Annotated in this window: 20 protein-coding genes; all 20 read left to right on the top strand. The window is 37.0% G+C overall.

Going from position 1 to position 17,975, the window contains the following annotated elements:
* The 20 genes from ACZLXV_RS08720 to fliY all read left to right on the top strand — a co-directional run bounded on the left by ACZLXV_RS08720 (position 1) and on the right by fliY (position 17,967).
* A complete protein-coding gene (locus ACZLXV_RS08720; protein WP_482383145.1) occupies positions 1-774 on the top strand; it encodes a GTP-sensing pleiotropic transcriptional regulator CodY in 774 nt (257 codons plus the stop codon).
* A gap of 293 nt (positions 775-1,067) precedes the next feature.
* Positions 1,068-1,457, top strand: a complete 390-nt coding sequence (gene flgB / locus ACZLXV_RS08725; RefSeq protein ID WP_022223945.1) for a flagellar basal body rod protein FlgB — start codon at positions 1,068-1,070, stop codon at positions 1,455-1,457.
* 42 nt (positions 1,458-1,499) lie between these two features.
* The gene (flgC, locus tag ACZLXV_RS08730) at positions 1,500-1,943 is read left to right on the top strand and encodes a flagellar basal body rod protein FlgC (RefSeq protein ID WP_022223946.1); all 444 of its coding nucleotides are present in this window, start codon (positions 1,500-1,502) and stop codon (positions 1,941-1,943) included.
* Positions 1,944-2,022: 79 nt separating this feature from the next.
* A complete protein-coding gene (fliE, locus tag ACZLXV_RS08735; protein ID WP_482383146.1) occupies positions 2,023-2,367 on the top strand; it encodes a flagellar hook-basal body complex protein FliE in 345 nt (114 codons plus the stop codon).
* Between the two features lie 32 nt (positions 2,368-2,399).
* The gene (locus ACZLXV_RS08740; RefSeq protein WP_482383147.1) at positions 2,400-4,028 is read left to right on the top strand and encodes a hypothetical protein; all 1,629 of its coding nucleotides are present in this window, start codon (positions 2,400-2,402) and stop codon (positions 4,026-4,028) included.
* Positions 4,029-4,064: 36 nt separating this feature from the next.
* The gene (fliG, locus tag ACZLXV_RS08745; protein ID WP_482383148.1) at positions 4,065-5,075 is read left to right on the top strand and encodes a flagellar motor switch protein FliG; all 1,011 of its coding nucleotides are present in this window, start codon (positions 4,065-4,067) and stop codon (positions 5,073-5,075) included.
* Positions 5,068-5,940: a FliH/SctL family protein gene (locus ACZLXV_RS08750; protein ID WP_482383149.1), complete on the top strand. Its 873-nt coding sequence runs from the start codon at positions 5,068-5,070 to the stop codon at positions 5,938-5,940. Before fliG ends, ACZLXV_RS08750 begins: the two co-directional genes overlap by 8 nt.
* A 21-nt stretch (positions 5,941-5,961) precedes the next feature.
* On the top strand, positions 5,962-7,293 hold the full coding sequence (fliI, locus tag ACZLXV_RS08755) for a flagellar protein export ATPase FliI (RefSeq protein ID WP_482383150.1): 1,332 nt from the start codon (positions 5,962-5,964) through the stop codon (positions 7,291-7,293).
* A gap of 28 nt (positions 7,294-7,321) precedes the next feature.
* Complete coding sequence (gene fliJ, locus ACZLXV_RS08760) at positions 7,322-7,780, top strand: flagellar export protein FliJ (protein ID WP_482383151.1); 459 nt, start codon at positions 7,322-7,324, stop codon at positions 7,778-7,780.
* A 4-nt stretch (positions 7,781-7,784) separates the two neighbouring features.
* On the top strand, positions 7,785-8,543 hold the full coding sequence (locus ACZLXV_RS08765; protein ID WP_482383152.1) for a magnesium transporter MgtE N-terminal domain-containing protein: 759 nt from the start codon (positions 7,785-7,787) through the stop codon (positions 8,541-8,543).
* 63 nt (positions 8,544-8,606) lie between these two features.
* On the top strand, positions 8,607-10,118 hold the full coding sequence (locus tag ACZLXV_RS08770; RefSeq protein WP_482383153.1) for a flagellar hook-length control protein FliK: 1,512 nt from the start codon (positions 8,607-8,609) through the stop codon (positions 10,116-10,118).
* Positions 10,119-10,143: 25 nt separating this feature from the next.
* On the top strand, positions 10,144-10,995 hold the full coding sequence (locus ACZLXV_RS08775) for a flagellar hook capping FlgD N-terminal domain-containing protein (RefSeq protein WP_482383154.1): 852 nt from the start codon (positions 10,144-10,146) through the stop codon (positions 10,993-10,995).
* Positions 10,996-11,037: 42 nt separating this feature from the next.
* Positions 11,038-11,427: a TIGR02530 family flagellar biosynthesis protein gene (locus ACZLXV_RS08780; protein ID WP_022223956.1), complete on the top strand. Its 390-nt coding sequence runs from the start codon at positions 11,038-11,040 to the stop codon at positions 11,425-11,427.
* A gap of 139 nt (positions 11,428-11,566) precedes the next feature.
* The gene (locus ACZLXV_RS08785; RefSeq protein ID WP_482383155.1) at positions 11,567-13,132 is read left to right on the top strand and encodes a flagellar hook protein FlgE; all 1,566 of its coding nucleotides are present in this window, start codon (positions 11,567-11,569) and stop codon (positions 13,130-13,132) included.
* A 145-nt stretch (positions 13,133-13,277) separates the two neighbouring features.
* A complete protein-coding gene (locus ACZLXV_RS08790) occupies positions 13,278-13,472 on the top strand; it encodes a flagellar FlbD family protein (RefSeq protein WP_022223958.1) in 195 nt (64 codons plus the stop codon).
* Between the two features lie 32 nt (positions 13,473-13,504).
* Entirely contained in the window at positions 13,505-14,335 is an 831-nt protein-coding gene (locus ACZLXV_RS08795; RefSeq protein ID WP_482383156.1) for a motility protein A, read from the top strand.
* Positions 14,335-15,138: an OmpA/MotB family protein gene (locus ACZLXV_RS08800; RefSeq protein ID WP_482383157.1), complete on the top strand. Its 804-nt coding sequence runs from the start codon at positions 14,335-14,337 to the stop codon at positions 15,136-15,138. Before ACZLXV_RS08795 ends, ACZLXV_RS08800 begins: the two co-directional genes overlap by 1 nt.
* Positions 15,139-15,153: 15 nt before the next feature.
* A complete protein-coding gene (locus ACZLXV_RS08805) occupies positions 15,154-15,675 on the top strand; it encodes a flagellar basal body-associated FliL family protein (RefSeq protein ID WP_482383158.1) in 522 nt (173 codons plus the stop codon).
* Positions 15,676-15,806: 131 nt separating this feature from the next.
* A complete protein-coding gene (gene fliM / locus ACZLXV_RS08810) occupies positions 15,807-16,787 on the top strand; it encodes a flagellar motor switch protein FliM (protein WP_482383159.1) in 981 nt (326 codons plus the stop codon).
* A 4-nt stretch (positions 16,788-16,791) separates the two neighbouring features.
* Positions 16,792-17,967 carry a flagellar motor switch phosphatase FliY gene (fliY, locus tag ACZLXV_RS08815; protein WP_022224658.1) on the top strand — a complete coding sequence of 392 codons (1,176 nt, stop codon included), beginning with the start codon at positions 16,792-16,794 and terminating at the stop codon, positions 17,965-17,967.
* Positions 17,968-17,975: the final 8 nt, after the last annotated feature.

A 17,975-nucleotide genomic window follows, 5' to 3' on the forward strand; every position in this document is an offset into this window, starting at 1 on the left:
ATGAGTTTGGAATTGTTGGATAAAACAAGAAAAATAAATAAGCTTCTCACTGAACAGGAGTCGGATAAAGTTGATTTCAGACAGTTTTGCGAAGTGTTATCAAAAGAGCTTCATGTAAATGTTTTGCTTACAAGCAAAAAGGGAAAAGTACTCGGACTGAAAGAATATGATGATATAGATGTTTTTCCAAAACTAAAAGATGCACATTACGGCGAGTATATTGATGCAGCGTTAAAAGACAGATTTATGAGTATATTATCTACAAAAGAAAATGTAAATCTGTTGACTATTGGACTTGAATGCGATAATATAATAGAGTATCAGGCGATGGTTGCGCCTGTCTGTATGTCAGGAAAAAGGCTGGGAACCTTATTTGTTTATAGGAAAAATGATGTTTTTTCTATAGATGATATTATACTGACAGAGTATGGCACGACAGTTATAGGACTTGCGATGCAGAGGGCAGAGAGTGAAGAAGTCTCTGAAGAGTATCACAAGGAGCAGGACATACGTGCAGCTGTAAAGACGCTGTCGAGACTTGAAGCACATGCTATGATATGTGTACTTGAAGAACTCGGTGGAAAAAGAAAAGGGATACTTATTACAAGCAGATTGGCGGATAAGGTTGGTATTACAAGGTCTGTTATTGTCAATGCTTTGAAAAAATGTGAGAGTGCAGGTATAATTGAAACGAAATCCTCAGGTATGAAGGGGACGACTATACATATTGTAAATGATTTATTGTGTGAAGATATTATTGCACAAAATATATAATATTATTATGCCATGTTATACTGTTATGTATTAAGTATTACATGGCATTTTTATCATTGTGGATAAAAATTGACAAGAATAATAAAAACTGTCGAAATAATTTATGCAAAAATTTAATAAATTTGATATAAATACTTGTATTTTGCCATAATTTCTTTATAATTAAATATGTATTCTTATACATATTTAATTGTAGCAGTGTTTTAAAATTGATTGCACCATAATTTAAAATGGCAATTGATTTGAAGAGTTATATAAGGATAAATATAAATAATAGTGAAAGGAGTATGGGTATGATTTCATCAGGGGCTTATAATTACATCAATGTTTTAGAGAAAGCAAGTGATGCGAGTTGGACAAGAAATTCAGTGATTTCAAATAATATTGCGAATGTAGATACACCCGGATATAAGAGAAAAGATGTTCAGTTTGAACAGTATCTGCAGAGTGCAGTGAGCGGAGGATGTTCTCTCGATGACAATGTTGCGGAGGCTGATTTGGAAAGTCTTACAGGGACTACATATACAGATTATGCAACAGCAAGTTATCGTATAGATGGAAATAATGTTGATATTGATACTGAAAATGCAGAACTTGCAAAAAACCAGATTAAATATTACACAATGCTTGATTCCATAAGTCAGGAATTTAAAAGGATAACAAGTGTGTTTAAAACAAGTTAATAAATAAGAGTTGAAAATATGAATTGAAACAGGAGGAAAAGTATGAGTGTTTTTTCAGCAATGAACATAAGTGCTACAGGTATGACAGCGCAGAGGACAAGACTCGATCTTATTTCAGAAAATATTGCCAATGTTAACACTACAAGAGATGCTGATGGCAATGTCTACAAAAGAAAATCCGTGGTATTTGAAGAAAAAAATTATGTATCTTTCAATGATGCTCTTATAAATGCGACCGGTACAGTTGGAAAAGGTGTAAAGATTTCAAAGATATATGAAGATGATGAGACAGAATGCCGAATGGTTTATGATCCGTCAAATCCGGATGCAGACGAGAAGGGATATGTTACATATCCTAATGTTAATACAGTTACAGAGATGACTAATATGATTGATGCAAGCAGATCGTATGAAGCGAATGTTACAGCGTTTAATGCTTCAAAGAACATGGAACTTAAAGCATTGGAAGTTGGAAAGTCATCATAATCAGAGTGATTTGATATTTTTTTGGTTTTAAAATGCCATAAAAGCAGAAAAACGTACATCAGATTGGAGGATTTGACAGATGGATTTAACAGCGTTGTCAGGAGTGGATCTTGCGTCAGCATATTCGACACCGACGATTTCATCCGGCTTATCGGACGGAAAAGATTCACTTATCATAAATTCAGATGATAACAAGAGTGCATTTTCGACCTTGTTTGATTCGGCTGTAAATATGGTACAGGAAACAAATGATTACAGTAATGCGGCAGAAGAGGAAGAAATCAAATATGCATTAGGTGAGTCAGACAGTATTCATGATTTACAGATTGCCCAGCAGAAAGCAAATATTTCGTTACAGTACACAGTTGCGGTAAGAAATGCTTTTCTTCAGGGGTATAAAGAATTGATGAATTTACAATTCTAAAATAAGCCGAAAGGAATTAGAGGAGTCGGATTATGCGCGAAAAAGTAAAAGAAGTTCCTGAGAAATTTAAAGAATTCTGGAACAAATATACAAGTAAACAAAAAACAATAGTTATAGCTATATTATGTGTTGTACTTATTGCAATAGGAGTTGTCGCATGGCTTGCTTCAAGACCGACATGGTCAAAGTTTCAGGTGTTTGACAATGTTGATGATGCAAACACAATGACAAAAGCACTTGATGACCAGAGTATAACATGGAAAGCATCAAGTGACGGCAAGACGATATATGTACATCAGGATGACATGACAAATGCATTATATACCATGAGTGACAATGGTCTTACAGACAAGGGATATACATGGGATGATGCATTTAACAATTCCATGTCAACGACGGAAAGTGAAAAGGATCAGAAAAAAATCCTTGCACTTCAGTCTGAAATAAGACAAAGTCTTATACAGTATAAATTTATAGATGATGCAAATGTATTTATAAATGTTCCTGAATCAACATATACTGTTCTTTCAAGTGACGATGCTGAGACTGCTAAGACATCAATTACGGCAAGCATTGCATTAAATGATAAAAATAAGGATATGCTCGATGACAAAACATCTGAGGCACTTGCTTACTGGCTTGCAAATACTGTCGGAACAGATGTAAAAAACGTCATTATCAATGATACAGACGGTAAATGTATTTATAACGGAAATACAAGTGACGGACTTGGTGGAACTCTTACAGGAGGAACGACAGAGTATTGCAACAAGCTTAGAAATACAATTGCAGACAATGTAACAACACTTCTTATAAGATGTGGATATGATGATGCCCAGGTCGGAACAGATGGTATTCAATTTGATATGAACAAGATTGAGACTCTTACAAAAGAGTATTCAGTTGCAGATGGAAGAGAATACGGATATCCGACAGAACTTTATACATATAGTTCGCAGGGTGGCTCAAGTGCAGGAGGAACACCTGGAACAGATTCAAATGATGATGATACTGATTATGTGTACAATGGAAGTTCGGGAACATCAAATACTGTCGATGTTCAGCGACTCAAAGATCTTCTTACAAATGAAAAGGTTCAGAATATCAAACAGGAGACACCTGCTATAAAACTTGCAGATTCCTCTCTTGGTATTGTTGTGAGAAAGTATCATGTATATAAGGAAGATGACCTTAAAGCAGACGGCACACTTGACAATATGACGTTTGATGAGTTTATTGCCAAAAACAACACAACAAACACAATTACAATTTCAGATGATGAAATAAATCTTATTGCAGCGGCAACAGGAGTAAGTGCAAATAAGATTACGGTACTTGCTTATGAGGTGCCACAGTTTGTGAGCAGTACAAATACATCAAAAGGTATTTCAAATTACCTTATGATTATACTTACTGTACTTATCATAGCATTGCTTATATTTGTTATACTTCGTGGAGCATCACCGCTTGCAGCTGAAGAAGAAGAACCGGAACTTTCAGTTGAGCAGCTTTTGGCTACTACGAAAGAAAACCAGTCTCTTGATGATATTGAATTCAGTGATAAATCTGAGACTAGAAAGATGATAGAAAAATTTGTTGATGAAAATCCTGAGGCGGTTGCACAATTACTTCGTAACTGGCTGAATGACGAGTGGGAATAATTAAGATACAAGTTTAATTGAAAGGTGAGGATTGGGATGGCTAAAACAGAGGAAATTACAGGTGTGCAAAAAGCAGCTATACTGCTTATTGCACTTGGACCTGATAAATCTTCAAATGTATTCAAACATTTGAAAGAGGATGAGATAGAACAGCTTACACTTGAGATAGCCAATACAAGAAGCGTATCTCCGGCAATGAAAGATGCAGTTCTTGATGAATTTTACGAGGTATGTCTTGCACAGCAGTATATTGCAGAGGGTGGTATCGGTTATGCCAAGGATCTTCTTGAAAAGGCTCTCGGTTCAGAGCGTGCTAAAGATGTTATCGGAAAACTTACGGCATCATTGCAGGTCAGACCGTTTGAGTTTGTCAGAAAGACAGATGCAAGTCAGTTATTGAACTTTATTCAGGACGAGCATCCACAGACAATTGCTTTGATATTATCATATTTGTCATCAAATCAAGCATCAGCTATCATATCAGCTCTTGCACCGGACAAGCAGACGGATGTTGCAAAGCGTATAGCACAGATGGACAGAACATCACCGGATGTTATTAAAGAGGTGGAAAAAGTGCTCGAACAGAAACTTGCTTCTCTTGTAAATCAGGATTACACGATTGTTGGCGGTGTAGATTCTATCGTAGACATCTTGAATACAGTTGACAGAGGAACAGAAAAACATATTATGGAAAGTCTCGAAATCGAAGATCCGGAACTTGCAGACGAAATCAGAAAGAAGATGTTCGTATTCGAGGATATTCTTTCACTGGACGACAGATCTATACAGCGTGTACTTCGTGAGGTTGACAATAATGAATTGGCAGTTGCACTTAAAGGTTCAAATGAAGAAGTTCAAAATCTTATATTCAGCAACCTTTCAAAGCGTCTTGCTACAATGATAAGAGAAGATATGGATTTCATGGGTCCTGTTCGTATGAAGGATGTTGAAGAAGCACAGCAGAAGATTGTTAATATTATCAGAAAACTCGAAGACTCTGCTGAGATTATCATCTCCAGAGGTGGAGGTGACGAGATAGTTGTCTAATCTTATAAAAAATGTTTATTTTACAGTTGATGAAAGTGATAAACGAGTTATAGACTCTGATATACATGGTAAAGATGTTCATCCTGAAATATATGAACAACAGCAGGATGACGAAATAAAACCGTTTAATTTCAGACAGTTAAGTCTTGATGAAGAAACTGACGATGAAAATGTAAATTCACAGATTGATGATTTCAATGAGGGAATGAATATTATTTCTGTAGATGAAGTCAGAGAAGAAGAAAAACAGAAATTGTCAGAAGAATTGGAAGAAGAAAAAAACAGAATTCTTTCTGAGGCTAAAGAACAGGCACAGCTTATTGTCGATGAAGCCAATAATTCGGCGGAAGAGATAAAAAATCAGGCATTTGAAGATGGTAAAAACCAGGGACTTGAAGAAGGCAGGAATCAAGCTTTTATGCAGCTTGAAGAACAAAAAAATGAGCTGGAACAGGAGTACGAAGCCAAATTTAAGGAAGTAGACCAGATGGCTGAACGCCTTGAACCACAGTATGCAGAGCTTGTGGTAAATTTGGTTGAGAAACTTACCGGTGTTGTCTGTGCTGACAAAAAAGATGTGATAATTTATCTTATTGATAATGCGTTACGCACAAATGTCGTAAATGGCATAGAGAAAACAAAAAATATTACATTGCATATTTCAAAAGAAGATATGGGAATTGTATCTGCAAAAAGAGATGAATTGCAGCAGCAAGTGGGTTCTGATAAGGAACTGGATATAATAGAAGATGCAAGTCTCATGCATAATCAATGCATAATAGACCTTGATTCAAAAATTATTGACTGTAGTCTCGATGCACAGCTTGACAATTTAAAAGAACAGCTTAGGATGCTTGCAATGTAAGGAAAGAGGGGGCGTATAGATATGGTTGATATTGACTTATCTAAGTATGATATGCTTCTTAGGCAGTCGTTTGAAAAAAAACTTGGAAAGGTTGCAAAGGTTGTAGGTCTTACAATTGAATCAATCGGTCCGTCCGCAAAATTAAATGATCTGTGCCATATTGTCACAAAGGATACAAATCAGGTGATTAATGCAGAAGTAGTCGGTTTCAAGGATGACAGGGTACTTTTGATGCCATATGACCAGACGGAGGGTGTTGGGCTTGGGAGCAGAGTTGAAAATACGGGTGCACCTCTTAAAGTCTCGGTAGGGGATGAGCTTCTCGGCAAGACACTTGACGGTTTGGGACATCCGATAGACAACACAGAACTTGCTACAAATGCAGCATATTCTGTTGAAGCAGAACCACCTGACCCACTTACAAGAAAGATAATCGATGAGGTTCTTCCTCTTGGAGTAAAAGCTGTTGATGGTTTGATAACAGTAGGTAAGGGACAGAGAATTGGTATATTTGCAGGAAGTGGTGTCGGAAAAAGTACACTGATGGGTATGTTTGCCAGAAATACAAAAGCGGATATAAATGTTATAGCGCTTATTGGAGAGCGTGGCAGAGAGGTAAGGGAATTTATTGAGAGAGATTTAGGACCTGAGGGAATGGCGCGTTCGGTTGTAGTAGTAGCTACATCAGATAAACCGGCACTTATCAGGAAAAAGGCGGCGCAGACAGCAACGGCGATAGCTGAGTATTTCAGAGACCAGGGGAAAGACGTACTTCTTATGATGGATTCACTTACACGTTTTTCAATGGCACAAAGAGAAATAGGTCTTGCGTCAGGTGAGCCTCCGGTATCGAGGGGATATCCGCCAAGCGTATATGCAGAGATGCCTAAACTTCTTGAGAGAGCAGGATGCTCAGATGTAGGTTCAATAACAGGATTGTATACTGTTCTTGTTGACGGTGATGATTTTAATGAACCGATTACTGATACGGCGAGAAGTATTCTGGATGGTCACATTGTTTTAAATAGAAAGATTGCTCAAAAGAATCATTATCCTGCAATAGACATACTTGCGAGTATATCGCGTGTAATGAGCAGTATTGCAACGAAAGAACATAAGCAGGCAGCGGGTAAGCTTAGAAATGTAATGGCAACTTATTCTGAAGCAGAAGATTTGGTCAACATAGGAGCGTACAAGCCAGGCTCAAATAAGGAAATTGATTTTGCACTTTCAAAGATTGATGCGGTAAATGACTTTTTGATGCAGGATGTATATGAGAAAGTTTCTTTTGAAGATGCTATAGAGAGACTTGAGGGTATTTTTGATGACAATGAAAATGCCGTTGAAGAATGATTACAGACAATAAATTGAAGGTTGGCTGATGGCAAAATTTATATTTAAGATGGAAAGTATTCTTTCTGTTAAAGAAAAATTGGAAGAACAGGTGAAAGCTGAGTACAGTATTGAGATTATGAAACTCAGACAGGAAGAAGAAAAGTTGGAAGAATTGGAAAACAGAAAAAATGCATATCAGACAAGATTATATGAAGCTGTTATGGATACTCTGAATATTTCAGAGATAAAGATACTTGAAGATAGTGTCGAAAATATAAAATATAATATAAAACTTCAATTGATAGTTATTGCAAATCAGCAGAAAAATGTTGATAGGGCTAGAGAAAAACTTGACAATGCCATGAAGGAAAGAAAAACTTATGAAAAACTCAAGGAAAAAGCTTTTGAAGAATTTAAAGAACAGATAAATGCTGAAGAGCAGAAAGAAATAAATGAACTTGTAAGTTTTAAGTTCCGAACCGGCAGTGATGAAAGCGAGGATTAAGCAGATGGCAAAGAAGGATAAGGACAATGTAGTTGGTGAAGAAAAGGAGAGCGGCGGAAGCAAATTAGTGACTGCTTTAATTGCAATAGTTATTATTCTTATCTGGTTAGCAGTTTTTGCATTTTTAATTAAAATGGATGTAGGTGGAATAGGAAGCAAAGTTTTGTATCCGGTATTAAAAGATGTTCCGGTTGTAAATAAAATACTTCCGACCGCTTCAGAAGAAGTACAGGCTGAAGAAGGAGATTATCAGTATACGACTTTGAAAGCCGCCAACGAGAGAATTAAAGAACTTGAAAGCAAACTTAAGTCTGAAAACGGTACGACAGATGCAAACTCTGATTATATTTCAGAACTTGAAGCTCAGATAAAAAAGTTGCAGAGATATAAAGATGACTATGATGCGTTCCAAAAACGTGTCAAGGAATTTGATGAAAAAGTTGTATTCAACAAAAAGGCTCCTGATATTTCGGAATATGAAAAATATTATGAGGAGATTGAACCTAAAAATGCAGAGGATATTTACAAACAGGTTCTTTTAAAACTTCAGTATACAAAGAAAGCAGAAGAACTTGGAAAGTTCTATGCTAATATGGATGCCGACAAAGCGGCAGCAAGATTATCTGAAATGTCAGAGGATCTTGACCTTATCAAAGACATTCTTGAAAATATGAGTGAAAAGCAGGCGGCAGCTATTTTACAGGAAATGGATGTTGATTTCGCTGCACAGATTACAAAGAAAATATCTGCGGTAAAAGAATAACATGGTGTTTACGGCAAAAGTCGTTTACATATATATCATTACTAAATATAAGGAGGTGAAAAGATGGCAGAAATCAAATCGGTAATAATGGAAACATTGTCAGCCGGTCAGGTAAAGCAGCAGGCAAAAGGATCAGTTCAGAAAAATTCAAGTTCAAATTCTTTTGACAACTATCTTTCGACATCACAGAAGTCAAATGGTGCTGCAGCATCAAAGACTGCGTCAAAAACTCAGTCAAACAATGTGAAAGTGGCAAACCAGTCAAAAGCAAAGAGCACTTCTGATAAGGTTTCTGATGTTAATTCAGGAAATTCAGTAAACAGCTTAAACCAAAAAAGTATTGACAAAGTCAATGAAAAGATAGCAGATGAAGTAAAAGATGTACTTGGAATTGATGATGATACATTTGCAAATGCTATGACAGCACTTGGATTAAGCCCGCTTGATTTGCTTGAATCAAACAATCTTGCAAAACTTGTTCTTTTTGTAAATGGAAGCAGTGATTTTACGGATCTTCTTACAGACGAAAATATGATGAACCAGTTAAATGAGCTTAGTGATATCTTAGGAAATCTTAATTGGGAAGATTTAACAGGAATGTCTAAGTCAGATTTTCTTGAAGGAGTAGAAGATTTTAATGCAAAATCACAGACAGGAAGTGACGTTTTCAAAGAAGATGCTCCGGCTTTAGCACAGGAGACTGCAGTAGATGCTGCAGATAGTGGAAACACATCTGAAAATGTATCAGCAGAAGAAGAATCTGCTACAAATACAAACAATGTATCAGCAGAAGAAGAATCTGCTACAAATACAAACAATGTATCAACTGAGAAGAAAAGTGTGCAGGGTGAAACGACAGTTAATACGTCAGACAATTCATCAGATACAAAGGTTGAGGTCTCAGTGACAAAATCCGAAGAAAGTTCTTCACAGCAAAGCTCATTTTCATCGCAGTCAGAAGATGATATGAGTGAAGTTACCCATGATCAGACAATCTCAGAGGATGATGTTACAACTGACAATCAACACACAGTCAGAAATGATTTTATTCAGAATTTGAATCAGGCTGTAAATGATACTGTTCAGGTTGCAAAACCGGAATCTGTAAGAATGCAGCAGATGGTTGATATTGTAAATCAGGTAGTTGAGAAAATAAAAGTTTCTATTGGAACTGAGTCTACTTCAATGGAGATGCAGCTCAATCCTGAACATTTGGGGAAGTTACTGCTTAATGTTTCATCAAAAAACGGAGTGATGACTGCAGTATTTTCAGTACAGTCAGAAGAAGCCAAAGCAGCGCTTGAAAGCCAGATGTATACACTTCGTGAAAATCTTGAATTGAGAGAATTAAAAGTTGATGCAGTTGAAGTAAATGTGTCAGATTTTGATTTTTCACACAGCGATCAGACGATGAATGGTGACCAGAGCAAAGCTGATAATGGAAATGGTAAACAGATGAAATTTGATTTCGATGATGAAGCATCATCAGAAGAAATGATTTCAAATGAAGAAAAAGAAGCCGTAAGAAAACAGGTTATGCGTGACAATGGTTCACAGATAGACTTTACGGCGTAAATGAGTTTGGAAAGGAGGAGTTTAAATGGCAATAACAGCACCGGTAGTTAATGGTCAGGTACAGATTTCAGAGAGTTCACAGCAGACTAAAGAGAGAAAGACAAATGATTCACTTGGAAAGGAAGATTTCCTTTTGCTGCTCGTAACACAGATGCAGTATCAGGATCCGCTGGAACCGACAAGCAATACTGAATATGTAGCACAGCTTGCACAGTTCTCAGAGCTTGAGCAGATGGAAAACCTGAATTCAACAACAGTAAACACATCAGCGTATTCACTTGTTGGAAAAGAGGTTAAAGTTGAGCAGAAATCAAGCACCGGTCAGGCAACAGAAGTACAGGGTACGGTTGATTATGTTACAATACAGAACAATAAGGCATATGTCTCTATAGATGGAAACTTATATTCATATGATGATATAACAGAAGTAATTGATTCATCATATCTTATCTCACAGTATCTGCCTAAGGTAGCAGCACAGACTGTTACATATAAGCACCATGATCCACAGGATGTTCAGGTGACCGGCATAAGTCTTGGTTCACACGGATATGAAGCATCTTCAATGGGTATTGGAATTATGGATGCAAATGGAAATACAACAAAAGTAGATAAGAGTAAACTCAGTTATAAAGATGGTACGCTTACAATTGATAAATCTGCCTTTGCAGGACTTGATGCGGGAACTTACACAATAGGTTTTGTGTTTGATGATTCAAACAGCACTGTAGATGTATCAAATGTTAAACTCGTTGTAAAAGGAATTAAAGAAGAAACTTCAACGAATGATGGTAAGACAGATACAGATGGTTCAGAAAGTGATAAGACTGACAGTACAACAGACAACAGTACAAGTACAACAGAAAAAACTGAGTAGGTAGAATTGAAAAGGGAAAAGTAAAGAGAGGTGGATTTATTTATGCAGAGACTTAACGATGGATATTCATCAATCAATAAAATGGCAAGTCAGATCATAAATCAAAAAAGTACAAATAAAAATACTTCCACTGGCTCAGAGAATTCATTTGAGAAAATACTTAATTCTACTCAGGAATCTGATGAGAGCTTAAAATTTTCAAAGCATGCCAATGAGAGACTTGCAAATAGAAACATAAATTTATCTGCGGAGCAGATGGAACGTCTCGAAAATGGTACAACGAAGGCTAGGGAAAAAGGAATTCAGGAGTCTTTGGTTATGGTAGATGATCTTGCATTTATTGTAAATGTTAAGAATAATACAGTGATTACGGCAATGAATGATAAGACAGATTCAATATTTACAAATATTGATGGTGCAGTAATCAGCTAAAGAATACTTTTACGCCGGACCTCATATGGAAGCGTGGAAAATCCTGACTGATTGATGGATTTTCAGGTATTCAGGCTTTTATAAAAACACTATACAGTTATATCAAAGTAAGTGTTTTGTAAGAAGGAGGAAAAATATTATGATGAGATCACTTTATTCTGGTGTTGCAGGTCTTAAAACACACCAGACAAAGATGGATGTTATTGGTAATAATATTGCCAATGTAAACACAGTAGGATTTAAATCAAGCAGTGTAAACTTTGCAGACCAGTTTTATCAGACTATGTCATCTGCAACAGGTGCCGATGCAGCAACAGGTGCCGCAGGTACAAATGCGAAGCAGATAGGTCTTGGTTCTTCGGTAGCATCTATTACAACAAATATTACTGAACAGGGTGGAACACAGACAACAAACAGAGCACTTGATGTCGCTATCAACGGTGATTCATTCCTTATCGTAAAGTCAGCCGGAGCAACATACTTTACAAAGTCAGGAGCACTTAATGTAGACGCAGGCGGTACATTATACTGTACAACAAACGGTGCGACAGTGCAGGGCTGGATGGCAACAACAGATGCCCAGGGAAATCAGACAATCACAAAGAATACTGTTCAGGATCTTAAGGTTATGTCAGCAGAAAATATGTATTATGCACCTACAGAGACATCAGCAGTTACGATTACAGGTAATATTGATAAGTCTGATACAGACCTTGTAGTATCAAAACCAGATGAAATAGATACAAAAAACGGTAAGAAGATTACATTTAGTTTTTACGATGAACTTGGTCAGGAATATACAGTAAAGATGAACATGTATAGAAAAGGTTCAGGAACATCAGGAACAGGAGCAGATGCACAGGCAACGTCAGTATATGCGATTACTCTTTCAGATGTGACGGATGCAGACGGAAATTCAATATTCCTCAAGAAGACAACTACAAATGGAGCAACGACATATGATACAAATGGTGTTAAAATAAATCTTGGTGGTGTTGACTATTCGCTCGATAAAGCCAATATCAATGCAAAGACAGGTGAATTTACACTTACAGCAGCAGGCACAGTACCTACAGTATCATTTATAGCAGAGACAGGTGATTTTTCATCTGCTGATGAAGGTACTAAGAAAATACCTGATACATCTGAAGACCTTGGAAAAGCTCTTGTATTTCAGGTTACAGCTTCAGGGAAGCTTGATAATACATTCACACAGTATGTTCCTGCAACAGATTCCGGCGGAGTAAAAGTAGATTTTTCAAGCCTTACACAGTATTCAAGTTCAGGTGTATCAAATACTTCATATACCAAAGGAAATAGAAAAGGTCTTGGAACAGGTAATGCAGCCGGTGAGATGAGTGGTATCTCAATTGATGACAAGGGTATGATTTACGGTACATACAATAACGGTTCAAAGAAGCTTCTTGCTCAGATAGCCGTAGCAACATTTGCAAACCCTTCAGGTCTTGAGGCAGAGGGAGATTCATTATTCTCTGCAACACTTAACTCAGGAACATTTGATGGAGTAGGTGAGGATGTAAGTCTCTCAGGAAGTTTTGCGGTTGGAGCACTTGAGATGTCAAATGTTGACCTTGCAGCAGAATTTACAAGCATGATTACAACACAGAGAGGTTTCCAGGCAAACTCAAGAATTATCACAACATCAGATACGATGCTTGAGGAACTTGTAAATCTTAAGCGTTAATGATTAGTTTGAAAGTGTGATTTTACATATCACACAATTTGACAGTGATGGCAGGAAAACAATTTAAATATTTGATTTTGTATTTTTGCTGCTGTCACTGTTTATATGTTTAAGGAAAAAGGAAGAAGAAAAGGGGAGTAAGTGTATGATTGATGTGACTAAAATGAATGGTTCAAAGGTAACCGTTAATACGGATTTGATAGAGACGGTTGAGGAAATGCCGGATACGGTTATTACTCTGACTACAGGGAAGAAATTTATTATAAAAGAAAGTAGACAGGAAGTTAAAAATTTAGTAATATTATATAAGCGTGAATGCAATTCTATTGATTTTAAATAGAAATTATATAAATAAAAAATAAAATTAAGGTGGTGGCTGTTTTGGATATTACAACTATTGTAGGTATTGTAGCATGTCTTATCGTTGTTTTTTTCGGTATTGTTACTGGTGCAGATGGATTTGCATCACTTGGACATTTCAAAGATTTACCGTCAGTATTCATTACTATGGGTGGTTCTACTTTTTGTATGATTCTTCAGGCAAAAGGTTTTCCGGAATTTATTACTTCACTGAAATCTTTTTCGATTGCATTAAAGAAAAAGGAATTAAATCAGGCCGATGCAATAAAAAATATTATTGATTTGTCAAATGTTGCCCGTAAGGAAGGACTTCTTGCTCTTGAGGAGGCAGCAAACGGAATAGAAGATGATTTCCTTAAAAAAGGGATTATGCTTATCGTTGACGGTACAGATCCGGAACTTGTAAGAAACATCATGCAGACTGAGCTCGATGCAGTTGATGCAAGACACAATGAAAAGATTGGATTTTGGGCTAACTGGGGTGGAATGGGACCTGCATGGGGAATGATTGGTACACTTATCGGACTTGTAAATATGCTTTACAACATGGATGATATGAGTTCTATCGGACCAAATATGGCGGTTGCCCTTCTTACAACATTGTATGGTTCTCTTTTGTCGAACTGGATATGTATACCTGTTTCATTCAAACTCAAAATGAAAAATGAAGATGAGATTACCATGAAGCAGATTATGGTGGAGGGACTTCTTTCAATACAGGCAGGTGAGAACCCACGAGTTATCGAAGAAAAACTTAAATCATTCCTCTCACCAAGTGAACGTGAAAATGCAGGCGAAGATGGTCAGGCTGGTGAGGCAGCGGCTGAAGGTGGTGAAGCTTAATGGCAAAAAAAGAGAAGGAAGAAATCAAGACCGATGGATGGAAAGATACATTTTCCGATCTTATGAACCTTTTGCTATGCTTTTTCGTACTTTTGTATTCAATGTCAAATGTAGACCAGGTAAAATATGCAGAGCTTGTCGCTTCGCTTTCAAATAGTTTCAGTATATTCAGCGGTGGCGAGAAAGCCGTAGGTGACGGACAGCTTGTTTCAAGCGGAGCAAGCCAGTTAAACAACCTTGATGACTATTATTCAGATATGGGAAAGGCGAGTGAATCAGAAAAAGAAGAAGATCCTATGTCTGAACTTGAAAAGCAGCAAAAAGAGGAACAGCAGAAATCTACAGAGCGGTTGTACAGCGATATTGTTGAAAAGACAGAAGAAAATCGTTTGCAGGATTCGGTTCAGGTTTCAATGGATAACAGTTATCAGTATGTAATGATTTCTCTTAGCGGAGGTATTCTGTTTGACTCAGGAAGTGCAGATATAAGAAGCGGTGCATTACCAATTATCAGCAGAGTAGGAGACATTCTTAAAAGTTATACAAATAAGAGGATTAAGATAGAAGGACATACAGATAATGTTCCTATCGGCAGCACATCAAAATATTCAAGCAACTGGGAACTTTCTACGGCGAGAGCTACGAGTGTCTTACAATATCTCCAGCAGAAAAAGGGACTTAATGTTAAGTATCTTGAAGCATCCGGACGAGCTTCAGTTGATCCTGTTGCGGACAATAAGACACAAAGCGGACGTTCAAAAAATCGTCGTGTAGAAATAAAAATATACAGTAACAATGATTAAGGAAAGGCAGAGATTATGAAAAAGAACATATTTAGCGTTATTATTACGGTTTTGACAGTAGTTAATGTTGTGTTGACGGCGATAATGTTTTTTGTAATGGTTCCAACATTCAATAAAACAAATAACCTTATAACACAGGTTGCATCAGTGCTTAATCTTGAACTTGATGGTGATTCGGATGCAAGTGCAGATGCAGATTACAGTATGGAAGATCTCGAGGATACACCTGTAACATTTGATTCTCAGCAAACAATTAACTTAAAGACAGGTGCTGATGGTTCACAGCATTATGCTATGATATCAGGTTATACAATCTCAGTAAACAAAAAAGCAGATGATTATAAAGACTTTGGAACAGATGCAGTTACAGCTAAGTCATCTATATATACAGATATTATACGTTCTGTAATTCAGTCTCACACAGAAGATGATATTTCTGAAGATATAGTAAAGAAAGAAGCGTTAGAGCAGATTCAGAAGAAATTTGATACAAAAGCAATTGTAGGAATCACATTAACTAATTTTATGTATCAGTAGTTGATTTTATCTAAAAAACTACTTTGCATTTTAGTGAAAATGTGTTATGATTACTATGGTTTATAAAAACTGAAATCTTGTATATCTTTTTGTGTTAGCATAGACAGGGTTTTAGGTGTGAGGTGAAAATAATGGGAGATACCTTATCTCAGGAAGAGATAGATAATCTGCTCAAAGCGTTTAATGATGGTGATTTAAATGCAGATGATTTTAATGACAATAAAGAAAAACAGGTAAAGAATTATGATTTTGCCAGACCGTCAAAGTTTTCAAAAGATCATCTTCGTACTTTAGAGATTATTTTTGAAAACTATGGAAGACTTTTATCTACAAATCTTCCGGCATATCTTAGAAAAAATGTTCAGGTCGAGGTTGTAAATGCTGAGGCGAATACATATTCAGAATTTGCAAATGCACTTTCAAATCCGGTTCTTTTAGGTGTTGTTAATTTTTCTCCATTAGAAGGAAACATTATTGTTGAGCTTTCAGCAAATCTTGGATTTACGATAGTAGACCGAATGTTAGGTGGTGGCGTGGCACCACTTGAGAGAAACAGGGATTTTACTGAAATTGAGCTTATTATTCTGGAAAGAATTTTGGAAGTATGTACAAACCTGCTGGTTGATCCGTGGGAGAGTGTTGTATCTATTGAACCCCGGTTAGAAAGAATAGAAACAAATTCGCAGTTTGCACAGTTTATTTCTCCAGGTGAAATGACAGCTATTATTACTATGAGTGTAAAGATAGGTTCTGTCGAGGGACTTATGAATATATGTATTCCATATTCATGTGTAGAACCTGTCATTGATAAGCTGAATACCAAGTATTGGTATTCAAGTATGAAAGAAAGTGATTCAGGTGCTTATCAGGAAGTTATCGAGGACATAATAGATTATGCTAAGATACCTGTGAAAGCGATGTTAGGCAGAAGTTCTATTTCTGTGAATGATTATATTAATATCCAGATTGGAGACATTATCAAACTGGATACTAAAGTTAATGATGAACTTGAAGTTTATGTCGGAAACATAAAGAAATTTACTGCACTCCCGGGTGCGACGAGTGATTCTTATGCCGTTCGAGTTACATCAGTAATAAGGGAGGAGCAATAGACCTATGGATGGAATGTTAACTCAAGAAGAGATTGATGCGTTGACGGGTGGAGATACGTCAGGCAGTGCCGGAGCACAGGATGCATCGAAAGTAAGTGAGGGACTTACTGATGCGGAGAGAGATGCGGTTGGAGAAATTGCCAACATAAATATGGGTACTGCGGCAACTACATTGTCAACACTTTTAAATAATAAAGTAACTATAACTACTCCTAGAGTGTCATATGTTACAATGAATGAATTATCTGCACAGTATGACAGACCGTGCGTATTCATACATATTTCTTATATCAGTGGAATAGACGGAAACAATATCCTTATTCTTAAAGAGCATGATGTTAAAGTTATCACAGATTTGATGATGGGTGGTGACGGTACAAATACTGATGGTGAATTATCAGAACTCCACCTTAGTGCGATAAGTGAAGCTATGAATCAGATGATGGGTTCAGCGGCGACTTCACTTTCATCTATGCTTGAGAAAAAGGTTGACATCAGTCCACCGATTGCAAGCCTTGTTGATTTGAATGACACAATAGATGATAGTGAATTGTCTAATTTCCTTGAGGGAGAGATAGTTCAGGTTGCATTTGATATGAAAATCGGTGATTTGGTCGACAGTCAGATTATGCAGTTGTATCCATTTGAGTTTGCAAGAGAATTATACAATAAATTCATCGGAGCAGAGCCTGAAACGGCAGCGTCAGAAGCAGCATCAGCTGTTTCACCTCAGCCGGCAGCGGAGCCTGTTGCAGCAGCACCGACGCCAACACCGGTACAGCCTGCACAGCAGCAGACACCGCCACCTGCCATGCAGCAAATGCCGCAGCAGCCTGTTATGAATGCAGCACAGATGCAGCCACAGTATGCTATGCCGATGCAGAATGTAAATGTTCAGTCTGCGCAGTTCCAACCATTCAATGCAGGTGTAAGCCCATTGATGCAGGAAGAAAATATAGACCTTGTGCTTGATGTGCCTTTGGAGGTTACGGTAGAGCTTGGACGTACCAATAAATCAATAAAAGAGATTTTAGATTTTTCTCCGGGAACTATTATAGAGTTGGACAAATTGGCAGGAGAGCCTGTTGATGTTTTAGTAAACGGAAAATTTGTAGCCAAAGGTGAAGTTGTTGTTATTGAAGAAAACTTTGGTATCAGACTTGTTGAAATTTCAAAGTAAAAATAATT

This window comes from Butyribacter sp., from assembly GCF_056818865.1.